This is a genomic window from Vagococcus teuberi (assembly GCF_001870205.1).
GTDB lineage: Bacteria > Bacillota > Bacilli > Lactobacillales > Vagococcaceae > Vagococcus > Vagococcus teuberi.
In genome coordinates this window covers 830758-854569 of the sequence record NZ_CP017267.1, presented here as the reverse complement: position 1 = coordinate 854569, position 23812 = coordinate 830758, and the positions used below count along the sequence as shown (strand labels likewise).

24 protein-coding genes are annotated in these 23812 nt (G+C 34.4%); 5 read left to right on the top strand and 19 right to left on the bottom strand.

The features are described from left to right. Positions 1-54: 54 nt before the first annotated feature. Together BHY08_RS11335 and BHY08_RS11330 are read left to right on the top strand one after the other, a co-directional pair. Positions 55-1062, top strand: a complete 1008-nt coding sequence (locus BHY08_RS11335; RefSeq protein WP_071456664.1) for a WYL domain-containing protein — start codon at positions 55-57, stop codon at positions 1060-1062. Beyond that, positions 1059-1307, top strand: a complete 249-nt coding sequence (locus BHY08_RS11330; RefSeq protein ID WP_071456663.1) for a WCX domain-containing protein — start codon at positions 1059-1061, stop codon at positions 1305-1307. The genes BHY08_RS11335 and BHY08_RS11330 overlap by 4 nt, the downstream gene beginning before the upstream one ends. A 36-nt stretch (positions 1308-1343) precedes the next feature. Here the strand turns inward: BHY08_RS11330 and folP are convergent, their stop codons facing one another. The 9 genes from folP to BHY08_RS04040 form a co-directional block, all read right to left on the bottom strand. Beyond that, complete coding sequence (gene folP, locus BHY08_RS04080) at positions 1344-2120, bottom strand: dihydropteroate synthase (RefSeq protein ID WP_071456662.1); 777 nt, start codon at positions 2118-2120, stop codon at positions 1344-1346. Between the two features lies 1 nt (position 2121). After that, positions 2122-2688, bottom strand: coding sequence for a non-canonical purine NTP pyrophosphatase (locus BHY08_RS04075; RefSeq protein WP_071456661.1), 567 nt, complete (start codon positions 2686-2688; stop codon positions 2122-2124). Positions 2689-2690: 2 nt separating this feature from the next. After that, complete coding sequence (gene folE, locus BHY08_RS04070; protein WP_071457821.1) at positions 2691-3254, bottom strand: GTP cyclohydrolase I FolE; 564 nt, start codon at positions 3252-3254, stop codon at positions 2691-2693. Position 3255: 1 nt separating this feature from the next. After that, positions 3256-3744: a 2-amino-4-hydroxy-6-hydroxymethyldihydropteridine diphosphokinase gene (gene folK, locus BHY08_RS04065; protein ID WP_071456660.1), complete on the bottom strand. Its 489-nt coding sequence runs from the start codon at positions 3742-3744 to the stop codon at positions 3256-3258. A 1-nt stretch (position 3745) separates the two neighbouring features. After that, the gene (gene folB, locus BHY08_RS04060; RefSeq protein ID WP_071456659.1) at positions 3746-4108 is read right to left on the bottom strand and encodes a dihydroneopterin aldolase; all 363 of its coding nucleotides are present in this window, start codon (positions 4106-4108) and stop codon (positions 3746-3748) included. Positions 4109-4247: 139 nt separating this feature from the next. Beyond that, positions 4248-5444 (bottom strand): serine hydrolase, encoded by a 1197-nt coding sequence (locus BHY08_RS04055; protein ID WP_071456658.1) that lies wholly within the window; start codon positions 5442-5444, stop codon positions 4248-4250. 189 nt (positions 5445-5633) lie between these two features. Further along, positions 5634-5894 carry a metal-sensitive transcriptional regulator gene (locus tag BHY08_RS04050; protein WP_071456657.1) on the bottom strand — a complete coding sequence of 87 codons (261 nt, stop codon included), beginning with the start codon at positions 5892-5894 and terminating at the stop codon, positions 5634-5636. A 19-nt stretch (positions 5895-5913) separates the two neighbouring features. Then, a complete protein-coding gene (locus BHY08_RS04045) occupies positions 5914-7554 on the bottom strand; it encodes an FAD-dependent oxidoreductase (protein WP_071456656.1) in 1641 nt (546 codons plus the stop codon). Positions 7555-7556: 2 nt separating this feature from the next. Further along, complete coding sequence (locus tag BHY08_RS04040; RefSeq protein WP_071456655.1) at positions 7557-7868, bottom strand: rhodanese-like domain-containing protein; 312 nt, start codon at positions 7866-7868, stop codon at positions 7557-7559. A 184-nt stretch (positions 7869-8052) separates the two neighbouring features. Between BHY08_RS04040 and BHY08_RS04035 the strand changes: the two genes are divergently transcribed. After that, complete coding sequence (locus BHY08_RS04035; RefSeq protein ID WP_071456654.1) at positions 8053-8865, top strand: NUDIX domain-containing protein; 813 nt, start codon at positions 8053-8055, stop codon at positions 8863-8865. Between the two features lie 22 nt (positions 8866-8887). Continuing rightward, positions 8888-9577, top strand: a complete 690-nt coding sequence (locus BHY08_RS04030; protein ID WP_071456653.1) for an alpha/beta fold hydrolase — start codon at positions 8888-8890, stop codon at positions 9575-9577. A gap of 35 nt (positions 9578-9612) precedes the next feature. On the opposite strand, the gene BHY08_RS04025 is transcribed toward BHY08_RS04030, so the two are convergent. Genes BHY08_RS04025 through ppdK form a run of 3 tightly spaced genes read right to left on the bottom strand, consistent with a single transcriptional unit; the run spans position 9613 to position 13712 of the window. After that, complete coding sequence (locus BHY08_RS04025; protein ID WP_071456652.1) at positions 9613-10443, bottom strand: pyruvate, water dikinase regulatory protein; 831 nt, start codon at positions 10441-10443, stop codon at positions 9613-9615. Further along, a complete protein-coding gene (locus BHY08_RS04020; protein WP_071456651.1) occupies positions 10430-11062 on the bottom strand; it encodes a helix-turn-helix transcriptional regulator in 633 nt (210 codons plus the stop codon). Before BHY08_RS04020 ends, BHY08_RS04025 begins: the two co-directional genes overlap by 14 nt. A gap of 13 nt (positions 11063-11075) precedes the next feature. Further along, entirely contained in the window at positions 11076-13712 is a 2637-nt protein-coding gene (gene ppdK / locus BHY08_RS04015) for a pyruvate, phosphate dikinase (protein WP_071456650.1), read from the bottom strand. Between the two features lie 175 nt (positions 13713-13887). On the opposite strand from ppdK, the gene BHY08_RS04010 reads away from it, so the two are divergent. Further along, positions 13888-14745: a YitT family protein gene (locus BHY08_RS04010; RefSeq protein ID WP_071456649.1), complete on the top strand. Its 858-nt coding sequence runs from the start codon at positions 13888-13890 to the stop codon at positions 14743-14745. A gap of 39 nt (positions 14746-14784) precedes the next feature. Here the strand turns inward: BHY08_RS04010 and BHY08_RS04005 are convergent, their stop codons facing one another. The 7 genes from BHY08_RS04005 to BHY08_RS03975 form a co-directional block, all read right to left on the bottom strand. After that, the gene (locus BHY08_RS04005; RefSeq protein ID WP_071456648.1) at positions 14785-15033 is read right to left on the bottom strand and encodes a KH domain-containing protein; all 249 of its coding nucleotides are present in this window, start codon (positions 15031-15033) and stop codon (positions 14785-14787) included. Positions 15034-15046: 13 nt separating this feature from the next. Next, positions 15047-15322, bottom strand: a complete 276-nt coding sequence (gene rpsP, locus BHY08_RS04000) for a 30S ribosomal protein S16 (protein WP_071456647.1) — start codon at positions 15320-15322, stop codon at positions 15047-15049. Positions 15323-15417: 95 nt separating this feature from the next. Further along, on the bottom strand, positions 15418-16308 hold the full coding sequence (locus BHY08_RS03995; RefSeq protein ID WP_071456646.1) for an ABC transporter ATP-binding protein: 891 nt from the start codon (positions 16306-16308) through the stop codon (positions 15418-15420). A 10-nt stretch (positions 16309-16318) separates the two neighbouring features. Further along, a complete protein-coding gene (locus BHY08_RS03990) occupies positions 16319-17494 on the bottom strand; it encodes an ABC-2 transporter permease (RefSeq protein WP_071456645.1) in 1176 nt (391 codons plus the stop codon). Next, positions 17487-18536, bottom strand: a complete 1050-nt coding sequence (locus BHY08_RS03985) for a hypothetical protein (protein ID WP_071456644.1) — start codon at positions 18534-18536, stop codon at positions 17487-17489. Before BHY08_RS03985 ends, BHY08_RS03990 begins: the two co-directional genes overlap by 8 nt. Positions 18537-18642: 106 nt before the next feature. After that, on the bottom strand, positions 18643-19362 hold the full coding sequence (locus BHY08_RS03980; RefSeq protein WP_071456643.1) for a potassium channel family protein: 720 nt from the start codon (positions 19360-19362) through the stop codon (positions 18643-18645). A 21-nt stretch (positions 19363-19383) separates the two neighbouring features. Then, on the bottom strand, positions 19384-23625 hold the full coding sequence (locus BHY08_RS03975; RefSeq protein ID WP_071456642.1) for a 2-hydroxyacyl-CoA dehydratase: 4242 nt from the start codon (positions 23623-23625) through the stop codon (positions 19384-19386). Positions 23626-23812 lie beyond the last annotated feature (187 nt).

Genomic DNA, 23812 nt, shown 5'->3' with positions numbered 1-23812 from the left:
TTAGTTCATTATAACGTTATATAATATAGTGATATTATTAAAGGAGATACACGCATGATCAATTCAAGAAAATCTTCAAAGAAAATGGCCTACCTTGCGACAGCCATTGCAACAAATATATTACTAGGTTCTATTAACACGTTCTCTGGTGTACCTTTTTTATTTTTAGATTCAATTGGTACAATTTTTATTTCATCACATTTTAAATTAAAATATGGTTTACTGACAGCTATTGGGACACACTTTTTACTATCTGTCATTCATGGCCCACTTGCACTTCCCTTTATGCTAGTCGGTCTATCAATTGCCGTTGTCTCCCATTTTTTTAAATCATTTATGCATTCATACAAAAAAGCCATTTTGGCAGGTATCATAATTGCCCTGATTGGCGCATTTTTTAGTGCACCAGTTCGAATTGTGCTTTATAGTGGATTCAAAGGAATTCAAAAATCGGCAAGTGACTTAGTTTTTATTTTATTAAATCACAAAGAATTAGGAGAAATTAATCGAAGTAAAAGAGGCTACTATCAACTAACTGAATTTAAAGAACGGTCGTACATGAATGATTATGAGTTGTTTATGATTTTCAAAATATTATTTGCTAGTAGAGGGTTCCACAAACATGACTTAGAAAAGATTTATCATAAATTATTTACAAGTGTGGATGACAAACCAATTATGGATAAATTACTGGCTAATGAGCGTTTCTACTACGATGGTGTACCAAAAACAGATATCTATCCTTCTTTAAAACGATTAGTTCAAGCCATGCTAAATCAACAAATGGTCGAATTCACCTATACAAAAAATGGTGAAACAAAAGTTTTTAAACGGCAACCTATTGATATTTATTTCTCTGATTTATACTTTTTTATGATTTCAGCAAAGCACACTGTCAAAGATGATACAGACTTTAATGAATTAAATAAGTTTCGAATTAACAACATGAAAAAAATTAAAGTACTTAATGAACGGCAATCACTTGATTATACAAATCGTTTTCAAGGTGGTGTTTTGAGAAATCAAACGGCTCTACCTTTTTTGGCGAGCCTATTACATTGATTATTGATTTTTATTATGACCCTGTTTATGTATTGGATCGTTTCCCAAATTCCATTATAAAACAGATTAATAAAGATGGCAGTCATCGCATAGAAATCCCTGCAAACAACGGATACGGTGTCAAAATGTGGTTACTAGAACAAGGGTCTCATGTCAAAGTCATCTCACCAAAATACATGCAACAATACCTTGTAGATAACATGAAAAAAACACTATCATACTATGATATTAATCTAAATGAATAAAGACGAACCTATTTTATCAATAGATTCGTCTTTTTTTTATCGGCTTAATTTATTCCAAACAGTTAGCATGTCTTTCATTCCTTTTACGTTGTGAACTCTTACAATCTCTACTCCTTTTTCCAATGAGAAAAGAGAAGCTGCTACTGTTCCAAAATCTCGTTCTTTTGGTTTATCTTCATTAATTAAGTGGGCGATTGTCCGCTTTCTAGATACCCCGTAAAGTAATGGATAATCCTCATAACGACATTTTTCTGGGTAAGATAAAATGAGTTCATTATCTTCCATTGATTTATGAAATCCAATCCCTGGATCAAAACAAATGTTTTCTTTTGGAATATCATGCGCTTGGCATTGTTCAATTTTTTCTTGATAAAACTGAGCTAAGTCATCAAAAATGGATACCCCTTCTTGTCGCGTGCGTGAATGCATGATAATGACTGGCACATTATAGAATGCCACCACTTCTGCCATACCATCCATATCCATTCCTTTAATATCATTAACAATATTTGCTCCAGCTTCGATTGCTGCTTTTGCCACTTCAGGAAAATAAGTGTCTATTGAAATAGGAATATCACTAAAATCTCGTATTGCTTCAATGACTGGTATAACTCGCGTCATCTCTTGATTTGCAGCAATTTTGACATATCCTGGTCTTGTTGATTGACCGCCGATATCAATAATATCCACGCCATCAGCAATCATCTCTTTGGCATGAGTAATGGCTAAATTGACATCACTAAAATCACCACCATCTGAAAAAGAATCTGGTGTCACATTTAATATGCCCATAATTGGTTTATCTTTAAACATGTTAACGCCTCCGTATTAATTCATTAAACGCCTGATTTCTTGGACTAAGTTCATCACGTTGCTCCATACTAAGTAACGAAAGAGTCTGAGCGTATCCGGTTGGAATTAAAATCGAATCAAACCCATATCCGCCACCTTCACAAATGGTCTTTGATACCCGTCCTGTTAATACTTTTTCGACAATGACTGGTTTATCTTCAAGGTTATATAAAACTAAACTAGCGTGCAATTTAAATCGTCTGTCACTCTCGTGTTCTAATAAATCCAATAATTGCTCGTTCATTTGCCTATCTGTTAATCCCTTTTCAAAAAAACGTGATGTATGAATCCCCAACTTATCAGGAAACGCACACAATTCTAATCCCCCATCATCTCCTATGACAGGTTTTTGAATGATCCTCGCAATCTCCTTAGCCTTAATCAACGCATTTTCTACATAGGTTTTACCATTTTCCACGACATCAATTGGTTCACTATATGTTGTATAGGATTCTATCGTTTCACTTGGAAATGCCAATTGTAATTCGCGTATTTTATTTTTATTATTACTAGCTAAAATTAACTGCATGACTAATCTAACGCTCGTAAAAAGTCGTTTTTAACATCCTTATCTTCTTTAAAAACACCTTGATAATGGAATGTTTTCGTCACACTACCGCGAGCTTTTACGCCACGCATTGCCATACACATGTGTTCTGCTTCAATCGATACGGCAACGCCTTTTGTTTTAACTTTTTCATTGATTAAATTGGCAATTTGTATTGTTAAATCTTCTTGAACATTTGGTCGTTTCGCACAAAATTCAACCATTCGAGCCACTTTACTTAGACCCAATACTTTATGATCACTTGGAATATAGGCAACGTGTGCTTTTCCAAAGAATGGCAACAAGTGATGTTCACACATTGAATAAAACTCAATATCTTTAACCAAGACCATGTCGTCTTCATTTAAACTTGGAAAGACTTTGTAGTTTGTAAATTCTTTTTCTTGAACTGAAGAAAACACCTCTGCATACATTTTCGCTACACGTTTTGGTGTTTCTTTTAATCCATCGCGATCAACATCTTCTCCAATCGCTGTCAAAATCGTCTTCACTGCTTCTTCAATCTGCAATTGCTTTTCTTGTTCCATCCTAATCCCAACTTTCATTTGTCTGTCTGACCTCATCAGCATTTCCTGATAACTCAATCCATTCATCAAGTGATTTTCCTTTAAGCATTACTTTAGTGTAAACATCTTTTAAAGGAATCAACACAAAAGAGCGTTTCGTGATTTCTTTATGTGGAATGATTAAATCAGGTGTATCAATTTCTAACTCTCCCATTAACACAATGTCAATATCTATTGTCCTTGGTCCCCATCTCACCAATCGTTCTCTATCTAAACTCGCTTCGATGTCATTCACCGTTTTTAATAACTCATGTGGAGATAATGTTGTCTCAATTTTTATCACTGCATTTAAATAATCATCCTGTGGCACATCACCATACGGATCTGTTTCATATATATCTGACTTACTTAAAACACTAATCTCACTATGTTGATTCAACTGTTCCACTGCTTGTTTTAGATAATGACGTGAATCCCCCATATTACTTCCAAGTGCCAAATAGGTTTCCATATTAATAATCTCTTTCCATTTCTATTTCGACATTATCAAAAAAACCGGCAATTGGGACATGATATTTTCTCGTTCTAACTAGAGCTTGTTCAAGCATATCACCATATTTTTCACCTAATATATCTAGCACATAATAAGTAACAGCTTCTATCAAATCAAATGATTTAGATTCCAAAGCTGTTTTGACATCTGTATACACATCAGCATAGCTAATAGTTTGATGTAAATCATCTGTTTTACCTGCTTCTTCTAGCGGTAATGTCAACTCTATATCTAATTCTAGTTTTTGTCCTAGTACTTTTTCTTCCCCCATTACACCGTTATAAGTATAAACTAGCATGTTATTAATTCTAACTTTTCCCATAATGATCTCCTTACAAATATAGTATTGGCACTCCTTAGTGCTATTATACATAAAACTGTCAAAAAAGAGTCATTTTTGGTATAAAACCATAAAAAAACCTTATCTAAAAGAATCATTCCTTCTAGATAAGGTAAAACGATTATTTCGATAAATCTAATTGCAACATGTAATCATCAATTATCGCAGACAAATCAGAAATAGATTGTTCACTATATGAACTGTCATATCCACTTGTCATGATGGTGATAAAGTACGGTTGGTTTTTATCTTTCACTAAGGCAATGTCATTACTAACTGTATACATTGGCATCCAACCTGTTTTATGTGCCACATCAACACCAGGTAAACCAACATCTACTCCATCATCAAATGTGCTATTTTGTATCCAATCGTAAAGTAGCTTCATATTTTTATTAGAATCTTTTTCTTCGTACACATATTCCATGGCTTTAGTTAGAATTCGTGGCGTTGAAAACACACGGTTATTTGGTGATTGAGGATCTAGTTTTGCTAAAAATTGAACAAAATTTGGTTCTCCTATGTCATTCAACAGCATTAAATAAGCCACGTTATCACTGTATCTGATAACTAATTCAGCCAACTGTTTAATCGTATATTGTGTGCCGATTGGTTCAAATTGAATAATCCCAGTGCCATCAATTTTAAAATTCGCTGTATAAGTTAACTTTGTATTTAAGTCCACTTTTCCTTCATCAGCTAACGTCATCAAGTAGGCAATAAATGGTAACTTAATACTGCTAGCTGTTCGTCTCACTTTATCTCCATCATAACTATAAGAATAATCATGATTGACTGTTTCAAGATATATGCTAACATCGCCACCATTTTGAGCTAAAAAATTGTCGATGGCTTGGTCAAGATGTTTAGTTAAAGCTTTTGGTTTTAACTTTTTGACTCTTTTCTTTTCACGCTTGTCAATATACTCACTACGATGCGATAAATATTTTGCTTCAATAAACCCTTTAGGTGGGTCACTTACTATTTCGACCCAATCAGCGTCACCTTTAACTGGTTTGACATTTACGACTGTCCCTTTTGGCAATTTATCTTCACTAACTTGTTGTGTGGTTAAATCTGTCAAAGGATAAATATGGTCTGATACAACCTGTTCTTCATCAAATATGCTTTTCTTTTCTTTGTTACTTGCCTCTTTTGCTTCGTTTGTTTTAATTGAAATTGTCTTTTCATCACTTGATTTGCTTACTACTACTGTTTTTTTAGATGCATTGACACCGTTAACTAACTTTACTGAAAACTCTGTAACGATCCCTAACACGACTAACATCCCCGCTAAAATAACAATCCTTTTTTTCAATCAATACTCTCCCAACTATTTATATAATAATATCCACTCAATCATGATAGCACATTCATTTTCTATTTATCTAATTTCTATTAAAAATAAATCATCTATTTATAAAGATAACGCATTCAGATGTTTTTTCTTTCAGTTTTTATGATAAAAAAACAACTACTTATCTAAATAAATAGCTGGTTTATTCTTTTATTTTTTTATGACTAAATCAATTGCTTCTTTGATTTTTTCATCACGGTCTTCTTGAGTGATTGATTCTTCTTCAATACAATCAATCAAGTTTTCAGCCACGACGACGCCAATTGCTCTATCAATACTTGAGCGGATAGCAGATAATTGGACCACAATATCACGACAACTTTTGTCCTCATCTAACATTTTAAGAACTCCCCTAATTTGTCCCTCCGAACGCTTCAAACGATTACTAACTTTTCTTTTTGTGTCTTCCATTGTGACCACTCCTTATTATTTATGAAATTCCATTAATCGCCTTATATAGTAGATATGATCCATCCAAGTTTTTCACATCATAACCCATTTGTGCAAGCATACGTTGCGCAACATAACTTCTTTGTCCACTTTGACAGCTTAAAATGATTTCTTTATCTTTTGGTAATTCATTTGCACGTTGACGAATCTCATTTAGTGGTAGATTAATAAACCCTTCAATCGTTCCTTGTTCAAACTCTTCAGGTGTTCGTACATCAACTAATACTGCTCCATTTTCGTTGGCCTGTTCTAATTCAGATAATTGGATATTTTCGGCTAAACCTTCGATAATGTTTAACGCAGCATAACCAACCATATTCACAATATCTTTTGCTGAGCCAAATGGTGGTGCATAAGTTAATTCTAATTCCGGTAAATCTTCAACAGTCAATCCACCTTTAATTGCAGTAGCTAACACATCAATCCGTTTATCAGCACCGTCTTTACCTACAGCCTGTGCACCATAGATTTTACCTGTTGTTGGGTTAAATATCAACTTTAAGAAAATCATGCTAGCTCCAGGATAGTACCCTGCGTGGTTTTTTCCATCTACATGAACCACATGATAGTCATAGCCTAAATCTTTTACTTGTTTTTCTGTTAAACCTGTTGAAGCAATCGTTTGTTCAAACACTCGAACTATCGCTGTTCCGATACTTCCTTTATTTTTACGTGGCATACCAGCAATCACGTCAGCTACTTGACGACCTTGACGATTGGCTGGAGAAGCAAGTGCGATCATGGTATCTTCATCATTTATTTGATTTTTTACAATGATGGCATCACCTACTGCATAGATATCTTTAACACTTGTTTCATAAGAATCATCAACTAAGATACCCCCACGCATACCCAATTCAATACCAGCAGATTCAGCTAGTCCATTTTCAGGACGAACCCCAACAGACATTAAAACTAAATCAGTCTCTATTTTTTCACCAGTGTTCAATACAAGTGTTTGACCGTTATTTTCCATTGCCACAACACCTTGGCTAGTCAACACGTTCACACCTTTAGCACGTAACTCGTTCGTGATAAAAGATGCCATTTCAGCATCAACTGTTGGTAAAACATGTGGTGCCATCTCGATAAGCGTCACTTCTAACCCACGATGAACTAAATTTTCTGCCATCTCTAATCCAATAAATCCTGCCCCAATAACCACAGCTTTTTTAGGTTTGTGATTGTCTAAATAGGTCATCACGTTGTCAACATCAGGAACATTTCTTAATGTAAATAAATTTGTCGCATCATTAATGCCATCTAAAGGTGGAATAAATGGTTTTGATCCTGGTGATAGAACTAATTTGTCATAGCTCATTACTTCTGTTTGACCGCTATGTGATAATGTCACTTCTTTTTTACCCGCGTCAATAGAAATCACTTCTGTTTCAACTTTTACATCCAAATTAAATCTAGCTTTTAATTTTTCAGGTGTTTGAATCAATAAGTCATCACGATTGCTGATTTCACCTGATACATAATAAGGTAACCCACAGTTCGCAAATGATACATATGGTCCTTTTTCAATAATCACGATGTCCATCTCTTCATCTAAACGTCTTAATCTTGTTGCCGCAGACATCCCACCTGCAACGCCACCTACGATAATTGTTCTCATAATTATTTATACCCCACTTTCAATGTTCCATTCCACATCATCATGCCACCTTCAATGTTATAAGCATCAACATTTTGACTAACTAAATACTGTGTTGCACGTTTACTTCTTGGTCCTGAAGCACATACAACATAAACTTCTTTTCCTTTTGGTTTATAGGATTGTATTTTATCTAGAGGAACATTTTTTGCTTTTGGTATATGACCTTGCGCAAATTCTTCCGGACTTCTCACATCTATTAATTCAATCGGTTTTTTCAACTTTTCTTGTAATTCTTGTGCTGTAATGCTCGGTACTTTTTTAAATAAAAACATAGATACCTCCTAGAGTTTTGTGTCTTACAAACCAAATATACCCCCTACCCTATAAAAAAGAAAGTACTTTGCTCATTTTTTTAATGTATTTTTTACCTATTTCGACTCTTAATGGGTTTAAAAATCACTTTTATCTGATAAAATAGAGAAAGATTAGTAAGTTTGAAAAGAGAGGTAGTTACATATGTCGACTTTCGACAAAAAAACAACAGAACAACACTACTACGAAACACAAGTTAGTGAAGAAGAATATTTAAAATGGTACAAAAAACAACATTTCCCTACACAAGATATGCCATCTGTTACCGTGGACAATGTTTTATTTTGTTATAACAAAGAACAAGATGCACTAAAAGTATTGCTAATAAAACGTAATACACATCCTTTTAAAGACTCATGGGCTTTACCTGGTGGATTTGTTACACCAGGAGAAGCAACTGCTGATAGTTGCATTAGAGAAACGAAAGAAGAAACAAACGTTGAAATAACTCGGGAACATGTAGAACAACTCCATACATTTAGCACACCTGGACGTGACCCTCGTGGTTGGGTTATTACAGTTAGTTACTTAGCGTTTATTGGAGAGGAACCGTTAGATGCAGGAGATGAAGCGGCACAAGCATCATGGTTTGATTTAACACGTGAAGGAGAGTTACTACAACTAACCAATCATTCAGATGCGACGATTTGTTTAAATCTTACAACTGGTGAGTCAATTGGTGACGATTCTCTAGCGTTTGACCACGCCAAAATTATTATTAAAGCCTTTAACCGTGTGTGCAATAAAATGTATCACGAGCCACAAGTCTTGCGTGTTTTGGGAAATGATTTTACAATAAGTGAAGCAAGAAAAGTTTATGCCAAATTTCTAGGTGTGAATTTTAAAGATATCGACCATTCAAACTACAAAAAAGCGATGCTCCCTTATTTTAATGAAATTGGTGAGCGTGCAACCGGTGTTGGCCGACCATCGAAAATTTATGAACTAAAATCTTAAGTCATGACTGGGGGAAAATCTTATGGAAAAAATTGTCTCATCAACTGATGGAAGCCATATTTTTTACAAAGTTTTAGGCAAAGGGACACCCATGTTCTTCATCCATGGAAATAGTGGCTCACACCAAGCTTTTCAAAAACAAGTTGATGTCTTTCAAAAGGATCATTTACTTATTTTGATGGATACAAGAGATCATGGCCACTCAACAAATCAAAGTGAACAACTTGATTTTCAAGCCATTTTTGATGATGTACTAGCCATTTTGGATAATGAGAAAATTGAACAAACCATTATGGTAGGATTTAGCGATGGTGCAAACATTGCCCTATCATTTGCCAATTATTACCCAGAACGTGTGTCAAAAATGGTATTAATTTCCCCTAATATTCGTTTTGACCAATTAAAAAAAAGCAAGCAACTTCTCTATAAATCATTGCATGTCGTTAGTGAACAGTTACTAAGATTAAAAAAAGGGTCTAGGGTATTACGTCTAGCCATGAAAAACCTCCCTCTCACATCAAACTATCGTGAGAAGTTAAAAATGCCGATTTTATTTATTTTTGGTGATCGAGATATCATTGACCTAAAAAAAGTCATCCCTTTTATTGATTCCTTAAAACAAGCGAAGTTAATCGTATTAAATAAAACCGGCCACTCGATTTTAAGAACTCGTCCCCTAATAGTGAACAAAGAAATTGAATCTTTTATATAGAAAAAGCGATACGCATTGACACGTATCGCTTCTTTTTATTGATTTTTATATGCTTCTTCAATTAGTTGAGCAGATTCTTCAATTGAACGATTTTCAACATCGATGACAATCGCACCTAATGATTCGTACAATTCGTGTGCAAAATTTAACTCTTCTTTGATTCTATCCAGTGCCACATAAGATGAGCTACCATTTAGTCCAAGTGAGTCTAAACGCGATTGTCTCACACGCATGATGTACTCTGGACTAGCTGTTAAACCTATCACTGGCACATTATTCAACTGGAATAATTCTTTTGGAATTGGTACTTCTGGTATCAATGGTAAGTTTGCGACTTTGACCGAACGATTGGCTAAATACATGCTTAGGGGTGTTTTTGATGTACGTGAAATACCCAAAATCACTAAGTCTGCCTTTCTAAACCCTTTTGGATCTTTTCCATCATCATATCTCACGGCAAATTCAATGGCTTCAATTCGTTTGAAATACTCCCGATCCATTAAATAAAGTGAGCCACTCTCATGAGTTGGTTCCATATGGGTTCTGTGTGACACTTTTGTCATTAATTCTGTCATGTAATCAACATATTCAAGTCCTGTACTTTTAGCAAAATCGGCACAGACTTTATTTAATTCACTATCAACTAGTGTTGTCACCACAATCGCTTTTTCATTTAGGGCATCAGCTAATATTTGCATTAACACTTCTTTTGAATCCACAAAGGGAAACTTTTTAATGTCATAGTTTTCAAGTTTTGGAAACTGTGCTAATACGGCATTTATAATACGTTGAGCTGTTTCTCCAATTGAATCTGATATAACAAATAGTTGTAGTTGTTTAAATTTACTCTCTCTAAAGTTGTTCATGTTTTAGTTCTCTCCCTAACTTAATAAAGTGCTGTACCACTTTGGTTTTTGATAATTTACCAACGACTTGATTGGTTTCTCGACTTAATACGGGTAGTGAATCAATTTCATGGGCGCTCAATAAACTACCTGCCTCTAAAATGGTCATATCCGGGTAAGTAACCACGAGATTAGGCATACGAGTCATAATAATCGCAATCGCTAAATCTAAATCTTGATTATTTAACAAGCTTCGTAATAAATCTTTTCGTGATACTAAACCGATTAAGTCCTTTGATTCTTCATCAATGACATAAAGTGACCCACAATCATACATAAATAGGGATGTGGTAGCATCTTTAATTGTTGTATGAGGATAGATAATGACAGGATTTGACATGACCTCCTCCACTTGAACATCAAATAAATGTTCCTGTAATAATGGATCAAATGGTAATCCTGAATAGATATAGCCTACTTTTGGTCTGGCATCAAGAATACCAGTCATCGTTAAAACAGCTAAATCACTTCTTAATGTTGGTTTAGTTAATCCTAATTGTTCTGCGATTTTATCTCCACTAATCGGCTCATTCGTTTTGACAATCTCGATTATCTTTTTTTGTCGCTCGCTTAGTTCCACAAAGACACCTCTTTTATTCGTTATTAGACGCACGACGGATGGTACTTTGAGCTGCTGCAATATAAGCAATCGGAATTCTGTATGGTGAACATGATACATAATCTAAGTTAATGTCATCAAAGAATTCGATTGACGTTGGGTCACCACCTAATTCCCCACAAACACCAATTTTTATATTTGGTGTTGTTGAACGACCCATTTCAACGGCTGTCTTAATTAATTCTCCCACACCATCTTTATCAATTGTTTGGAATGGATCAACTGGTAACACGCCTTTTGAAACGTATTCATTAATATATTTTGCTGCATCATCTCTTGAAAAACCAAACGTCATTTGCGTTAAGTCATTTGTTCCAAAACTAAAGAAATCCGCAGTTGTAGCAAGTTGGTCGGCAATTAAACAGGCTCTAGGTAGCTCAATCATTGTCCCAATGCGGTAAAAGACATGAATATCTTCTTCTTCCATCAAAGCATCTAGATACAATTCAATTTTTTCTTTTAGTTCACTTAACTCTTTTGTTGTTCCTACTAATGGTATCATAATTTCAGGTGTTACGTCTAAACCAGTTTCGCGTTTCATCTCAATGGCACTTCGAATAATCGCTTCACCTTGCATAATATAAAGTTCAGGATATGTCATACCCAAACGACACCCACGATGTCCAAGCATTGGGTTCACTTCATGTAGTTCTTTCAAACGACGTTCAATTTCATTTTTGCTAACATTCATCTCTTGAGCTAAATGAATGATGTCTTCTTCTTTTGTTGGCATGAATTCATGCAATGGTGGGTCTAGTAAACGAATCACACCTGGTAACTCATTTAACGTTGAAAAGATTTCTTTAAAATCTTCCATTTGATAATCTAAGATAACTTTTAATGCTTTTTCACGTTCAATATAGCTATTTGATAAAATGAAACGTCTCATTTGAATCAAACGTTCTGCACCAAAAAACATATGTTCTGTACGAATTAATCCGATACCATCTGCACCAAAGTACAGTCCTGTTTTGATATCATTTACTGTTTCAGCATTCATTCTTACATCAAGACGAGCATGTTTTTTCGCCCAAGCCATAATCGTATCAAAATAATGAGAGGTTCCTGTTACTTCAACTTCTAATTCACCTAGGTAAATAACACCATTAGATCCATCAACTGAAATCACATCACCTTCATTTAATTGACCACCTAGATACACCACGCGTTTTAAAAAGTCATCAATTTCTAACTCACTACATCCAGCGACACAACATGTTCCCATACCACGAGCGACAACTGCCGCGTGAGATGTCATACCGCCACGACTTGTTACAATCGCCTCACTCGCTACCATTCCCTCGATATCCTCAGGAGACGTTTCTTGTCGCATTAGAATAACTTTTTCACCTTGTGCTGCCCATTCTTTAGCTCTTGCTGCATCAAAACAAACTTTCCCAACAGCCGAGCCAGGACTTGCTGGTAACCCAACGTCAGATACTTTTACTGCTTCTTCTAAGGCTACTTTTGAAAACTCTGGATGAAGTAAATGACTAATCATATCAGGATTTAATATCAGTAAAGCATCTTCTTCTTGAATTAATCCTTCTTCGACCAAATCAACGGCAATTTTCACACTTGCTTGTGCTGTTCGTTTTCCATTTCGTGTTTGTAAAATATACAATTTCCCTTTTTCCACAGTAAACTCGATATCTTGCATGTCACGATAATGTTGTTCTAACAAATGTGCTAGACGAGCAAATTCCTCATAAACTTCAGGTAGATCATTTTTCAATTTTTCGATTGGTTCTGGCGTACGAATTCCTGCTACAACATCTTCACCTTGTGCATTGATTAAGTACTCACCAAATAATTTATTTTCACCAGTCGCTGGATTTCTTGTAAAGGCAACACCTGTTCCACTGGTATCTCCACTATTTCCAAAGACCATTAATTGAATATTAACAGCTGTTCCAATATCATCTGGAATATGGTTTAACTCGCGATAAATATGAGCTCTCTCATTGTTCCAAGAATGAAATACTGCTTCAATCGCTAAATGTAGTTGTTCTTTCGCAGATTGCGGAAACGGTTTCTTTTTTATTTCCAAAATAATACGTTTAAATTCAGTTACAATTTGTTTTAAATTTTCACCTGTCAACTCACTATCTAGTTTAACGCCGTGTTTTTGTTTGTAAAATGTTAAATAGTTTTCAAAATACTGCATATCAATCCCAAAGACAACGTTTCCAAACATTTGTAACAAACGTCGGTAACAATCGTAAGCAAATGCTTCGTCCTCTGTTAATGAAGCAAGTTGTTCTACTGTTTCATCATTTAACCCCAAGTTTAAAATCGTATCCATCATACCCGGCATTGAGAATTTTGCTCCACTACGAACAGAAACAAGCAATAAATCATTATCACCTTCAAATGATTTATTGGTTTTCTTTTCTAATAAACTCAAATGTTCATCTATTTCTTTTTTTAATTCATCTGATAATTCTTTTGTTGTATTTAAAAACGACATACATGCTTCGGTCGTAATAGTAAACCCTGGTGGAACTGGCAAGCCTAAGCGTGTCATCTCTGCCAAGTTTGCTCCTTTACCACCTAATAGGTTTTTCATATCTGCATTACCTTCATCAAATTGATATACTTGTTTTAACACACTAATTCCTCCAATTAACTTTAATTAGTACCTGTTAATGATTATATAATACGTCATATATAAATTCAATAGGCAATTAATAGGTTTTATTAGAATGTTCATTCACAAATTAATGCAAAACTACTTTAAAAAATTTCTGAAATAAGTTACGATATATTTTCAAGGAGGAGTCAATATGGTACAAACTTTACAAAAAAAGATGGGGACACGCTTTAGTGATACCTTATTTATTGTCATTGGAACACTTTTTGTCGCATTTGGTTTCAATGCTTTTTTATTGCCCAATCGAATCGTTTCTGGAGGAATCAATGGATTAACCATTATTTTATACGAGACACTTCATTTAACACCCAGTATTGTGTTATTTTCAGTTAACTTTGTGTTGCTGACACTATCTTTCTTTTTATTAGGGAAAGAAGTTTTTTTCAAAAGTATTTTAGGTAGTTTTCTTGTGCCATTATTTGTGTCATTACTACACGGTGTGGCTCTAAGTTCTATTGAGCCTATTTTAGCTGCTATTTTTGGTGGGATTACAGTTGGTCTTGGGGTAGGTTTAGTCTTTTTAGGAAAAGGCTCAACTGGAGGAACAGCCTTAATTGCATTGATTGTCCAAAAATACATTCCAATTAAATTAGGAATTATTTTAGGAATTTGTGATGGATTAGTTATTCTAAGTGCCCTTTTTGTGTTTGATGTGCAGGCGGTTTTGTTTGCTCTTATTGCATTGTATTTAACTAGTCGTATGGTTGATACCGTTCAAGTTGGTCCTGAATCATCTAAAAATGTCATGATTATTTCTAATAACTATAAAAAAATTCGAGAACAGATTATTTCTGATTTAGACTTAGGGGCTACTCTTATTTCTATTGAAGGTGGCTTAAATCTTGAAGAGAAGAAAATGATTATGGTCGTTATTCAGGAAAATCAATTTATCGCACTAAAACAAGCAATACTAGATATCGACGAAGAAGCATTTGTCGTGGTTACAAGTGCTCATGAGGTTGTTGGTAAAGGATTTACTGCTTATAGATAACAAAAAAGCAAGCGTTAGATTAACTCTAACACTTGCTTTTTAATTATTGTCATCTAGAATGTTTAAACGAATTCTCTTAGAATGATCCGTACGAACACTGTAAACAATTGTACGAATTGCTTTCGCCACACGACCTTGTTTTCCAATGATACGACCGATATCTTCTGAAGCTACTTTTAAATTGTACTCCATAAATTCCTCAGATTCTTCTACATCTAGGCGAACTAAATCGGGTTGACTAACTAACGGACGGACAATGGTTAATACCAAATCTTTTACATCAGTCATTCATAAGCCCACCTTATTTTTTAGTATATTTAGCTTCGTGATGTTTTTTCATGATTCCTTCACGAGATAAAATGTTACGTACTGTATCAGAAGGTTGAGCTCCTTTTGATAACCAGTCTAAGATTAAGTCTTCTTCAACTTTTACTTGAGCTGGCTCTGTTAATGGGTTGTAAGTTCCCACTACTTCGATGTAACGTCCATCACGAGGTGAACGAGAATCTGCTACTACCATACGATAAAAAGGTTTCTTTTTAGAACCCATACGTTTTAAACGAATTTTAACTGCCATTATTAAGGCACCTCCAAAAATTTTTGATTTGTTTTAATCACAAAGATTAGTTTATCAGTTTTAAAGGGTCTTGTAAAGTGTTTTTTCTTTACAGGTTAATCTTTTTTATTTAACCCAAATTTTATATCGTAGGCTTCCTTTAAAGAGAGCCTTGAAACCGTCACACTACTCATTTTTTCTAAAGGTAGATTAAGGAATAATTCTTTCTCATCACCATTATCTAATGGTAGTAAAAATAATCCTTCCGCTAATAATTGACCTCTTTCTATGATGTCTTCTGATAAAAAACGACAATCAGCTTCATTTATTTTTAGATACCTTGTTTGGTCTTTGGTTCCAATTTTCCGGTCGAAAAATAATTCTAATTGACCATTTGATAGAAAGAAAATACGATCTGCATACTGCTCCAAGTTATCCAACAGATGAGACGCTATAATGATTAATTTTCCTTCGTCTCTTTTTTTCGCCATAATGGTTGAAATAAGTGTCACGTTTGTTGGATCTAGTCCATTCATTACTTCATCCATTAGCATAATTTTCGTATCAGCTGCTATTTGCATAGCAAAACATAGTCTTTGTCTCATACCTAATGAATAGTTACCGACTAAATCATTAATATAATGTGCCATATTTAGCTCATTAATTAACTCTTTAACTGGAATTTTAGATTTCCAAATCTTTTTATACATCATTAAATGCTCTAAACCAGTTTTATGATTATACAAATCTTGCTGGTCTGGCATCATACTTATTTTTTTATACAATTTGATTTGCTTTCTAGCTGATTTGTAAGTTCCTTTTTTATCAATGATTAGTTGACCTTTTTGTGGTGTTTCATAATTCATTAACACATTTAACAAGGTACTTTTCCCTGTTCCATTAGGTGCTACTAATCCCACAATTTCGCCCGCATGAAAGTCTTCAGTAATATCCTTTAAAACTGGTTTATTTTTGTATGAAAAACTAATATTCTCTAATTTAATCATAGACTTCTCCTTATAGTTGACGTTTTTTTACGGTACTTAATTTAAGTAATAGAATCAACAACAACACTGTCACTCCAACGACAAGGTATCCTCGATTTGTCGTAAGGTACGGGGTGGACCAAAAGAAGCCTTGGTATCCTGACACTATATCACCACTATATAAGTAACTTGTTGGTGAATAGTAAAGTGCGTAGATGTCTCCTAATCCATGTCGTTGATAAAACAGACTGGAAAATGTTATTAATATTATGACGACCAGATTGATAAAATCTTGTTTTAGCCAAAAAGAAATTAAAAACGTGAACAATACAATGGCTAAACAACTTAATCCCATCAAACCTAAACTCTTCGCTAAAAACAAACCAATTGTCTCGCTAGAAAAAGTTGAATTCAAATTAGACACGGCATCAATTGGAAAGATACTGTAACTTGATGGTAAACTTAATGAACCAAATCCTTGGCGTAATCCTATCCAAATAAACCCGATACTAAGAGGAATTATCATTAAAAAGAGTCCGATAAACGTTATGATCAATTTAGCGATTAGTCGTTTAAATACACTCAAGGGGTAGCCATTTACTAAACTCTTATGCTGACGATCTTTACTAATCATATCTACCGAAAATAATATAGCTAACAAACAAAAAAGGACTGGTAAAATCCGGTGCATTAGACGAGAAATCACTTGCCAAGCTGTCTCTTCATTTAACTGATTTAACGATAACTTACTCGTTTGTTTAGCGTACTGTGCCATTTTTGGCCCCATACTTCTATTACCATAAAAATTTTCAAACTCCGCGAAATCATTACCATATGTGTAATACAATGGGTTTATAATACTACCACCTTCATACCATTCAGCAGTTGCTTTCGCATATATTTTGAAGTCTTGTTTTTTTAGAGCCTCATATCTTTTTTCTTCAATTGGCAATACCATACGAAATGATTCAACAGCACTTAAAGTGTCTGGGTGTGTCTCTCCTTCAAGATTCACTGTTTCTAAAAAATGCTTTTTATCTAGGTAGTTTGCTTCTATTTTTTTTAAATTCGTTGTTTCATAAATCTTAAAGTTGGGTTCAACTTTTATCACAAAAAATAAGGAAAGAAACCCTACAATCAAGTATAAGACGATATTTTTTTTATTATGAAAAAAATCTTGCCCTTCTTGTTTCAAATAATTAATCATTGCGTCTTCCTCCCCTACTTAATTTTAGTTGGATAAAAAAGATAACGATTAACACCACAATACTACCAAGTAAATACATCACACCTTGATTAATTGAAACGTATGAAGTGCCTTCAATAATTAAAGATGGGGAAAGAACTGTTGCTAATTTAAGTTGGGTTGGAAATAACCAAATAAAGGCATAGGTCATACACTCAATAATCACCGTGACATAACTATTTTTTGTGATATTATTTAAAACTGAACTGATTAAAAATGATAGCATAAACACTAAATAGCCAAATAAAATATAATAGCAAATTTTCTTAACCACTGTTGTGATAACAAACTTATTTTGGTAAACGACTTCAATCAAGCTTAAATCACCAAATCCACTTCCACTAATACTTTGTAAAATAGCTAAATAACCAATAGTTAAAACAAGCAATCCCCCTAGTATCAAACTCTTTTTAATAAAATTACGTACCAATCGTTGGGTTAAACTTCGAGGTTGTCCTTTCAACAGGCTCTCATGTTCTTTTTCATCTACGATTAATCTTGCATTAACTACTGATATCAATGGAAACCATGCTACACCTAGTATCGTTAATAAAGAGATAATTAACCTACCAAACGTCAATGATTCCAACGGTAAGGTCTTTCCTGATTCTTTTAGCGCCTTGTAATACGTTTCATCTCTTTGTACCTGCTCTTTAGATAACTGAAGGGAGGTAATATCGGAAAAACCATCCAACTGCCTAGCTTGTTCACGAATATCAGTCAATTCAATGGTTGTGTCGATGTAATTTTGTTCATCTTCAAATAATAATGCGTTAAACTGTCTTGCTATCACTGATGTTTGTTGTAATAAATTTTGATACAGCGTTCCCCCTTCATCACTTGGCACATTTCGATAATCTAGAAGGGCAACCGTGATTTGAAGTGTTTCAGCTTGATTTAATTCTTTCAGACGATAACTATTTTTCTGCTGAGAAATCATAAAAATTCCTGTCATCACTAGAAAAAACAGTATTGCATATACAACACGTTGTTTTTTACTCATTTTACACCTCAACTTCCTCATAATTATTTCATTTATTTTTAATTATATCACAATACTAAACAAAAAAAGCCTCACATAAAATGAGACTTTTTATCATTTTGTCGTGTTATTCAATTTTTGCTGTTTTTTTTTCTAATTCTAGCCAAGCTTCAATCACTTCTAAATCTTCTTGACTAAACGATTTTTCTTGCAATAATTCTTCTATGATATCGTCTGTTTTTTGATAAGGTGATTTTTTTGAATGGCTGATAGCACGTGTCAAACTACTTGTAAAAGCAGAAATAATACCGACACCAAGGACCATCAAAATCCCACCAATCAATCGTCCCAAACCTGTTTGAATGACAATATCACCATACCCAACCGTTGTAACAGTCTGCATTTCCCACCAAATCAAATCTTCATAATTACTTATATTAGGCTCCATCCACAATAATGGAAGGGGTAAAAAGATGAAAATAATTAAAAAGATATTAAACAGTTTTCCTGTCCCAGTTTCTCGTAACTTGAAAAAAACTGGGAGGAAATATCGTTGACCTAAAGACGTAATCTGGATACTTTGCATAATGATTGGAAAAAACTTAACCAAACGAAATCCATGATGAAACGGAATAATCGCAATAAAATCCAAAAAGTGATGTCTCAGATAGTTTTTTCTATTTTCCGTTTTCCATAGACTATAAAAACTATCTAGCGCAAATATTGCTAAAATAATCATATTAATCATCTCTTTGTATGGCATATTAATCACATTCACAACCAATGAGACGATAATTAAAATAAACATAGTAAACAAATAAGCTTTTTTTATTCGCTGTTGTGTCATCTTCTTCTCCGTGTATTCCTATCAAACTTCTACACTCGTCTGCATATTTTTCTTAGCGGTTGCTAACATCAAACGAATACGATTTAATTGATTGACTACTGATACGCCAGGGTCGTAATCAATTGCTGCGATATTAGCTCCAGGATATTGATGGCGTAATTCTTTGATTACCCCTTTACCGACCACATGATTGGGTAAACAGCCGAATGGTTGCATACACACAATATTATTGACACCTGTTTTAAGTAGATCAATCATCTCACCCGTCAAGAACCAACCTTCTCCTGTATGATTTCCAATTGATAAGACTTTACTAGCGTCTTCTGCTAATTGCTTAATAGAATGAATGCCTGTAAAACGTTGCGAATTGTTTAATGCTTTAGACATTGGTTTCTCTATTTTTTCAATCAATTTTATAGCAAATTCGGCATATGTTTTATTTTTCTTCGGCATACCAAGGTTTTCATATTTCCATATTTGATTATACAAGGAATAATTCATAAACCCAATCAAATCTGGGACAACAACTTCTGCCCCTTCTTCTTCAAGTAAGCGCACAATATCGTTATTTGCTGTTGGAGAGTATTTAACAAAAATTTCTCCAACTATTCCTACTTTAGGTTTGTTCGTTTCATGTAGTGGTATCGTATCGAAATCTGTGATAATTTGTTTCATGTTTTTATTAAACAATGTCAAAGAACCATTTCGAACATTTTTTTCTACTTTTTTAAGCCATGCTTGATGTAGGACATCTATTTCACCTTTATTCATTTCATATGGACGTGTGCGATAAACCAGTCGCTCAAACAAATCACCATATAAAACAGCCACTGCAATACGTTTTAGCATAGGTAACGTAAACTTAAATCCTGGGTTGGACTCTACTCCTTTATTGCCAAGTGACATTGAAACAACAGGGACTTGGCCAAATCCAGCTTCTTTTAAGGCTTTTCTAAGAAGTGGAATGTAGTTTGTCGCACGACACCCACCACCTGTTTGAGTCATCATAACGCTGACATTATCTAGATCGTACTCATCACTTTGCAAGGCCTCAACAAGTTGCCCAATAGAGATAATCGCTGGATAACATGCATCATTATTGACAAATTTCAATCCCACGTTAACGGCTTCTTTATCCATCATTGGTAAGCAGACAACATTGTATCCTGATGATTCGAGTGCAATATCAAACAATCCACTTTGATGAATTGGACTTAACATGGGTAATAACAGCGTATGTTTTTTGCGCATTTCTTTAGTAAAGACGATTCTTTCTGGCTCTTCAAATTGAATGTTTGGTTGATAATTGTTTTTCTCACGCTCTTTCATTGCTGCTTTCAGTGAACGAATACGGATACGAATCGCACCTAAATTTAATCCCTCATCAATCTTCAAAACAGTAAATATCTTGCCATACTTATCTAGAATTTCTTCCACTTGATCTGTTGTCACGGCGTCAATTCCACAACCAAACGAATTTAGTTGCACCATTTCTAAATGTTTATTCTTTCCAACTACTTTAGCTGCTGCATACAAACGAGAATGATACACCCACTGATTCACCACTCGTAAGTTATCCATCTCTTCCAAGTGAGAAATACTATCTTCTGTTAAGACATGGAACCCTTCTTGAGTAATAATTTGTGAGATACCATGATTGATTTCTGGATCAATATGATAAGGTCTTCCAGCTAAAACAATTCCTTTTTCACCTTCTAATGTCAACATACGTAGTGTTTCTTCACCTTTCACTCGGATATCTTCTTTGAACTTTTCTAGCTCATCATAACCGTGCATTAACGCATTTTTAACTTCTTCAGGTGTGACATAAAAGTCTTTAAAACATTCATAAAGCACAATAGCCACAGAATCAGGATCAGCTAGATTAAGAAACGGATTACGATAATCAATTTTTTCTTCTCTTATGTCATCCATATTATTACGTAAAACATCTGGATAGCTCTGTACAATTGGACAATTAAAATGATTATCCGCTGATTTTTCCTCTTGCCTTTCGAAAATGACACCAGGATAGAAGATTAATGGTACACCATCATCAATTAATGACTGAACATGACCATGTGAAATTTTAGCTGGATAACACACTGTGTCACTAGGAATCGTTTCAATTCCTTTTTCATACACCTCTTTGTTTGAACGAGGTGACAATTTCACCCTGAATCCTAATTCAGTGAAAAATGTATGCCACAACGGGTAATTTTCATACATATTTAAAACACGAGGTAATCCTACTTCACCACGAGTCACTTCTTTTTTACGTAATGGTTTGTATTTAAACAAACGTTTGTATTTATAATCAACTAAATTTTCTTTTTTATCTTCTTTTTTGACTTTAATTCTGGCACCACGTTCACAACGATTTCCCGTAATAAATTGACGGCCATCTGAAAATAAGGTCACAGTTAACATACAGTGGTTTTCACATAAACCGCAGTCCATGCGATCTTTTTTGACAGATAAGTCATCCAATTCTTCAAGTGACAAAATAGTTGATTCATCACCTAATTCATAATCTTCTAAAGCAATCAAAGATGCACCAAACGCACCCATAAGACCAGCAATAGATGGTCTCACAACTTCTCGTCCAACGAGTTGTTCAAACGCTCGTAGTACAGATTCATTGTAGAAAGTCCCACCTTGGCAGACGATTTTTTTTCCTAATTCTTCTGGTCTTCGTACTTTAATTACTTTGTATAATGCATTTTTCACGACCGAATAAGATAATCCTGCAGAGATTTCCCCTACAGAAGCTCCTTCTTTTTGAACTTGTTTCACTTTCGAATTCATAAATACGGTACATTTTGAACCTAAATCTACTGGATGACTCGCTTTTAGTGCCATGTCTGCAAAATCTTCAACACCATAACTAAGAGATTTTGCAAATGATTCAATAAAAGAACCACAGCCTGAAGAACATGCTTCATTTAGTTGGATAGATGATAATACACCGTCTTTTATTGTCATAGCCTTCATATCTTGTCCACCAATGTCTAAGATAAAATCTACACCAGGATTAAAATAGTTAGCAGACTTATAGTGAGCTACTGTTTCGACCTCACCAATATCAATTTTTAAAGCATGTTTAATTAGTTTTTCACCATAACCAGTTATCGCAGATTTAGCAATAAAGGCTTTTTCTGGCAATTGTTTATATACGTCTTTAATAATCCGAATGATTGTTTCTAAAGGCTCTCCTTCATTATTGCCATAATAGGAATAAAGTAGGTTCCCCTCATCATCAATCAATGTTAATTTTGTTGTAGTCGAACCTGCATCAATTCCTAAAAAGACTGCTCCTTCATGTGTCGCTAAATCTTTCTTCTGAACTGAGGCTTTATTATGTCGTTCTCTAAATTGGTTTAATTCTTCAGGCGTTTGAAATAATGGCTCTAAACGATCAGAAGTCGATAATTCTGACATGTCCTCTGTTTCTAACAAGTGAATTAAATCACTTAATACATTATCCTTAGCCCCTTCAGAATCAAGTGCTGCACCCATTGCCACAAATAATTGTGGATTATCCGGGAAAATGATATCCTCATCTTTAATAGCTAATGTTTCGATAAATCGTTGACGTAATTCTGACATAAAGTATAAAGGACCACCTAAAAAGGCAATTTTTCCTTTAATTTTTCGTCCAGAAGCTAACCCTGCGATTGTTTGGTTAACAACAGCTTGAAAAATACTTGCTGCAATATCTTCTTTTGCTGCCCCTTCATTAATCAATGGTTGCACATCTGTTTTGGCAAACACCCCACATCTTGAAGCTATTGGATAGATGGTATGATAGTTTTTTGCCAGCTCATTGACACCATTAGCATCAGTTTTTAAAAGAGTAGCCATCTGATCGATAAATGCCCCAGTACCCCCAGCACAACTTCCGTTCATTCGCTGTTCCATCGCACCATCAAAAAAAGTAATTTTGGCATCTTCTCCACCTAATTCAATCGCCACATCAGTTTCTGGAATCACTTCCTCTACTGTTTTGGTACAAGCAATGACTTCTTGAATGAAATCAATTTTTAATAAATCAGCAAGCCCAATCCCCCCTGAACCTGTAATATTCATTGTGAGTTCTTGGTCACCGATAGCATCTTTTGCTTCTTTTAGTATTTTAATTGCAGCAGTTTTTACATCGGAATAGTGACGCTCATACTTGGAAAATAAAACGTCATTCTCTTCATTTATCACGACTAATTTTACAGTGGTTGATCCCACATCAATTCCTGAACGTAATGTCATCCATTTTTCCTACTTTCTTTATCTGTTCGCTATAGCCATTTTCAAAACATTTTCATAGATACCAGTTTAAATCAAAAGTCGTAAAAAATCTAGCAAAGACTAGGTAATTATTAAATAATGGCTGTACACTAAATCGTGTTGATAGATTAAATTCTGTCAATGCGATTTTTTGTTTTAGGCATAGAAA

Coding starts and splice junctions, on each gene's coding strand:
- BHY08_RS04050 (WP_071456657.1), bottom strand. CDS start 5,894: ATGGAAGACACAAAAAGAAAAGTTAGTAATCGTTTGAAGCGTTCGGAG.
- folE (WP_071457821.1), bottom strand. CDS start 3,254: ATGGAACAAGAAAAGCAATTGCAGATTGAAGAAGCAGTGAAGACGATT.
- BHY08_RS04035 (WP_071456654.1), top strand. CDS start 8,053: ATGTCGACTTTCGACAAAAAAACAACAGAACAACACTACTACGAAACA.
- BHY08_RS03995 (WP_071456646.1), bottom strand. CDS start 16,308: ATGATTAAATTAGAGAATATTAGTTTTTCATACAAAAATAAACCAGTT.
- folK (WP_071456660.1), bottom strand. CDS start 3,744: ATGGAAACCTATTTGGCACTTGGAAGTAATATGGGGGATTCACGTCAT.
- BHY08_RS03990 (WP_071456645.1), bottom strand. CDS start 17,494: ATGATTAATTATTTGAAACAAGAAGGGCAAGATTTTTTTCATAATAAA.
- BHY08_RS04075 (WP_071456661.1), bottom strand. CDS start 2,688: ATGCAGTTAATTTTAGCTAGTAATAATAAAAATAAAATACGCGAATTA.
- BHY08_RS04030 (WP_071456653.1), top strand. CDS start 8,888: ATGGAAAAAATTGTCTCATCAACTGATGGAAGCCATATTTTTTACAAA.
- BHY08_RS04045 (WP_071456656.1), bottom strand. CDS start 7,554: ATGAGAACAATTATCGTAGGTGGCGTTGCAGGTGGGATGTCTGCGGCA.
- BHY08_RS03985 (WP_071456644.1), bottom strand. CDS start 18,536: ATGAGTAAAAAACAACGTGTTGTATATGCAATACTGTTTTTTCTAGTG.
- BHY08_RS04040 (WP_071456655.1), bottom strand. CDS start 7,868: ATGTTTTTATTTAAAAAAGTACCGAGCATTACAGCACAAGAATTACAA.
- BHY08_RS04010 (WP_071456649.1), top strand. CDS start 13,888: ATGGTACAAACTTTACAAAAAAAGATGGGGACACGCTTTAGTGATACC.
- BHY08_RS03980 (WP_071456643.1), bottom strand. CDS start 19,362: ATGACACAACAGCGAATAAAAAAAGCTTATTTGTTTACTATGTTTATT.
- BHY08_RS04005 (WP_071456648.1), bottom strand. CDS start 15,033: ATGACTGATGTAAAAGATTTGGTATTAACCATTGTCCGTCCGTTAGTT.
- rpsP (WP_071456647.1), bottom strand. CDS start 15,322: ATGGCAGTTAAAATTCGTTTAAAACGTATGGGTTCTAAAAAGAAACCT.
- folP (WP_071456662.1), bottom strand. CDS start 2,120: ATGTTTAAAGATAAACCAATTATGGGCATATTAAATGTGACACCAGAT.
- folB (WP_071456659.1), bottom strand. CDS start 4,108: ATGGGAAAAGTTAGAATTAATAACATGCTAGTTTATACTTATAACGGT.
- BHY08_RS04025 (WP_071456652.1), bottom strand. CDS start 10,443: ATGAACAACTTTAGAGAGAGTAAATTTAAACAACTACAACTATTTGTT.
- BHY08_RS11335 (WP_071456664.1), top strand. CDS start 55: ATGATCAATTCAAGAAAATCTTCAAAGAAAATGGCCTACCTTGCGACA.
- BHY08_RS03975 (WP_071456642.1), bottom strand. CDS start 23,625: ATGACATTACGTTCAGGAATTGATGTGGGATCAACCACTGTAAAATTA.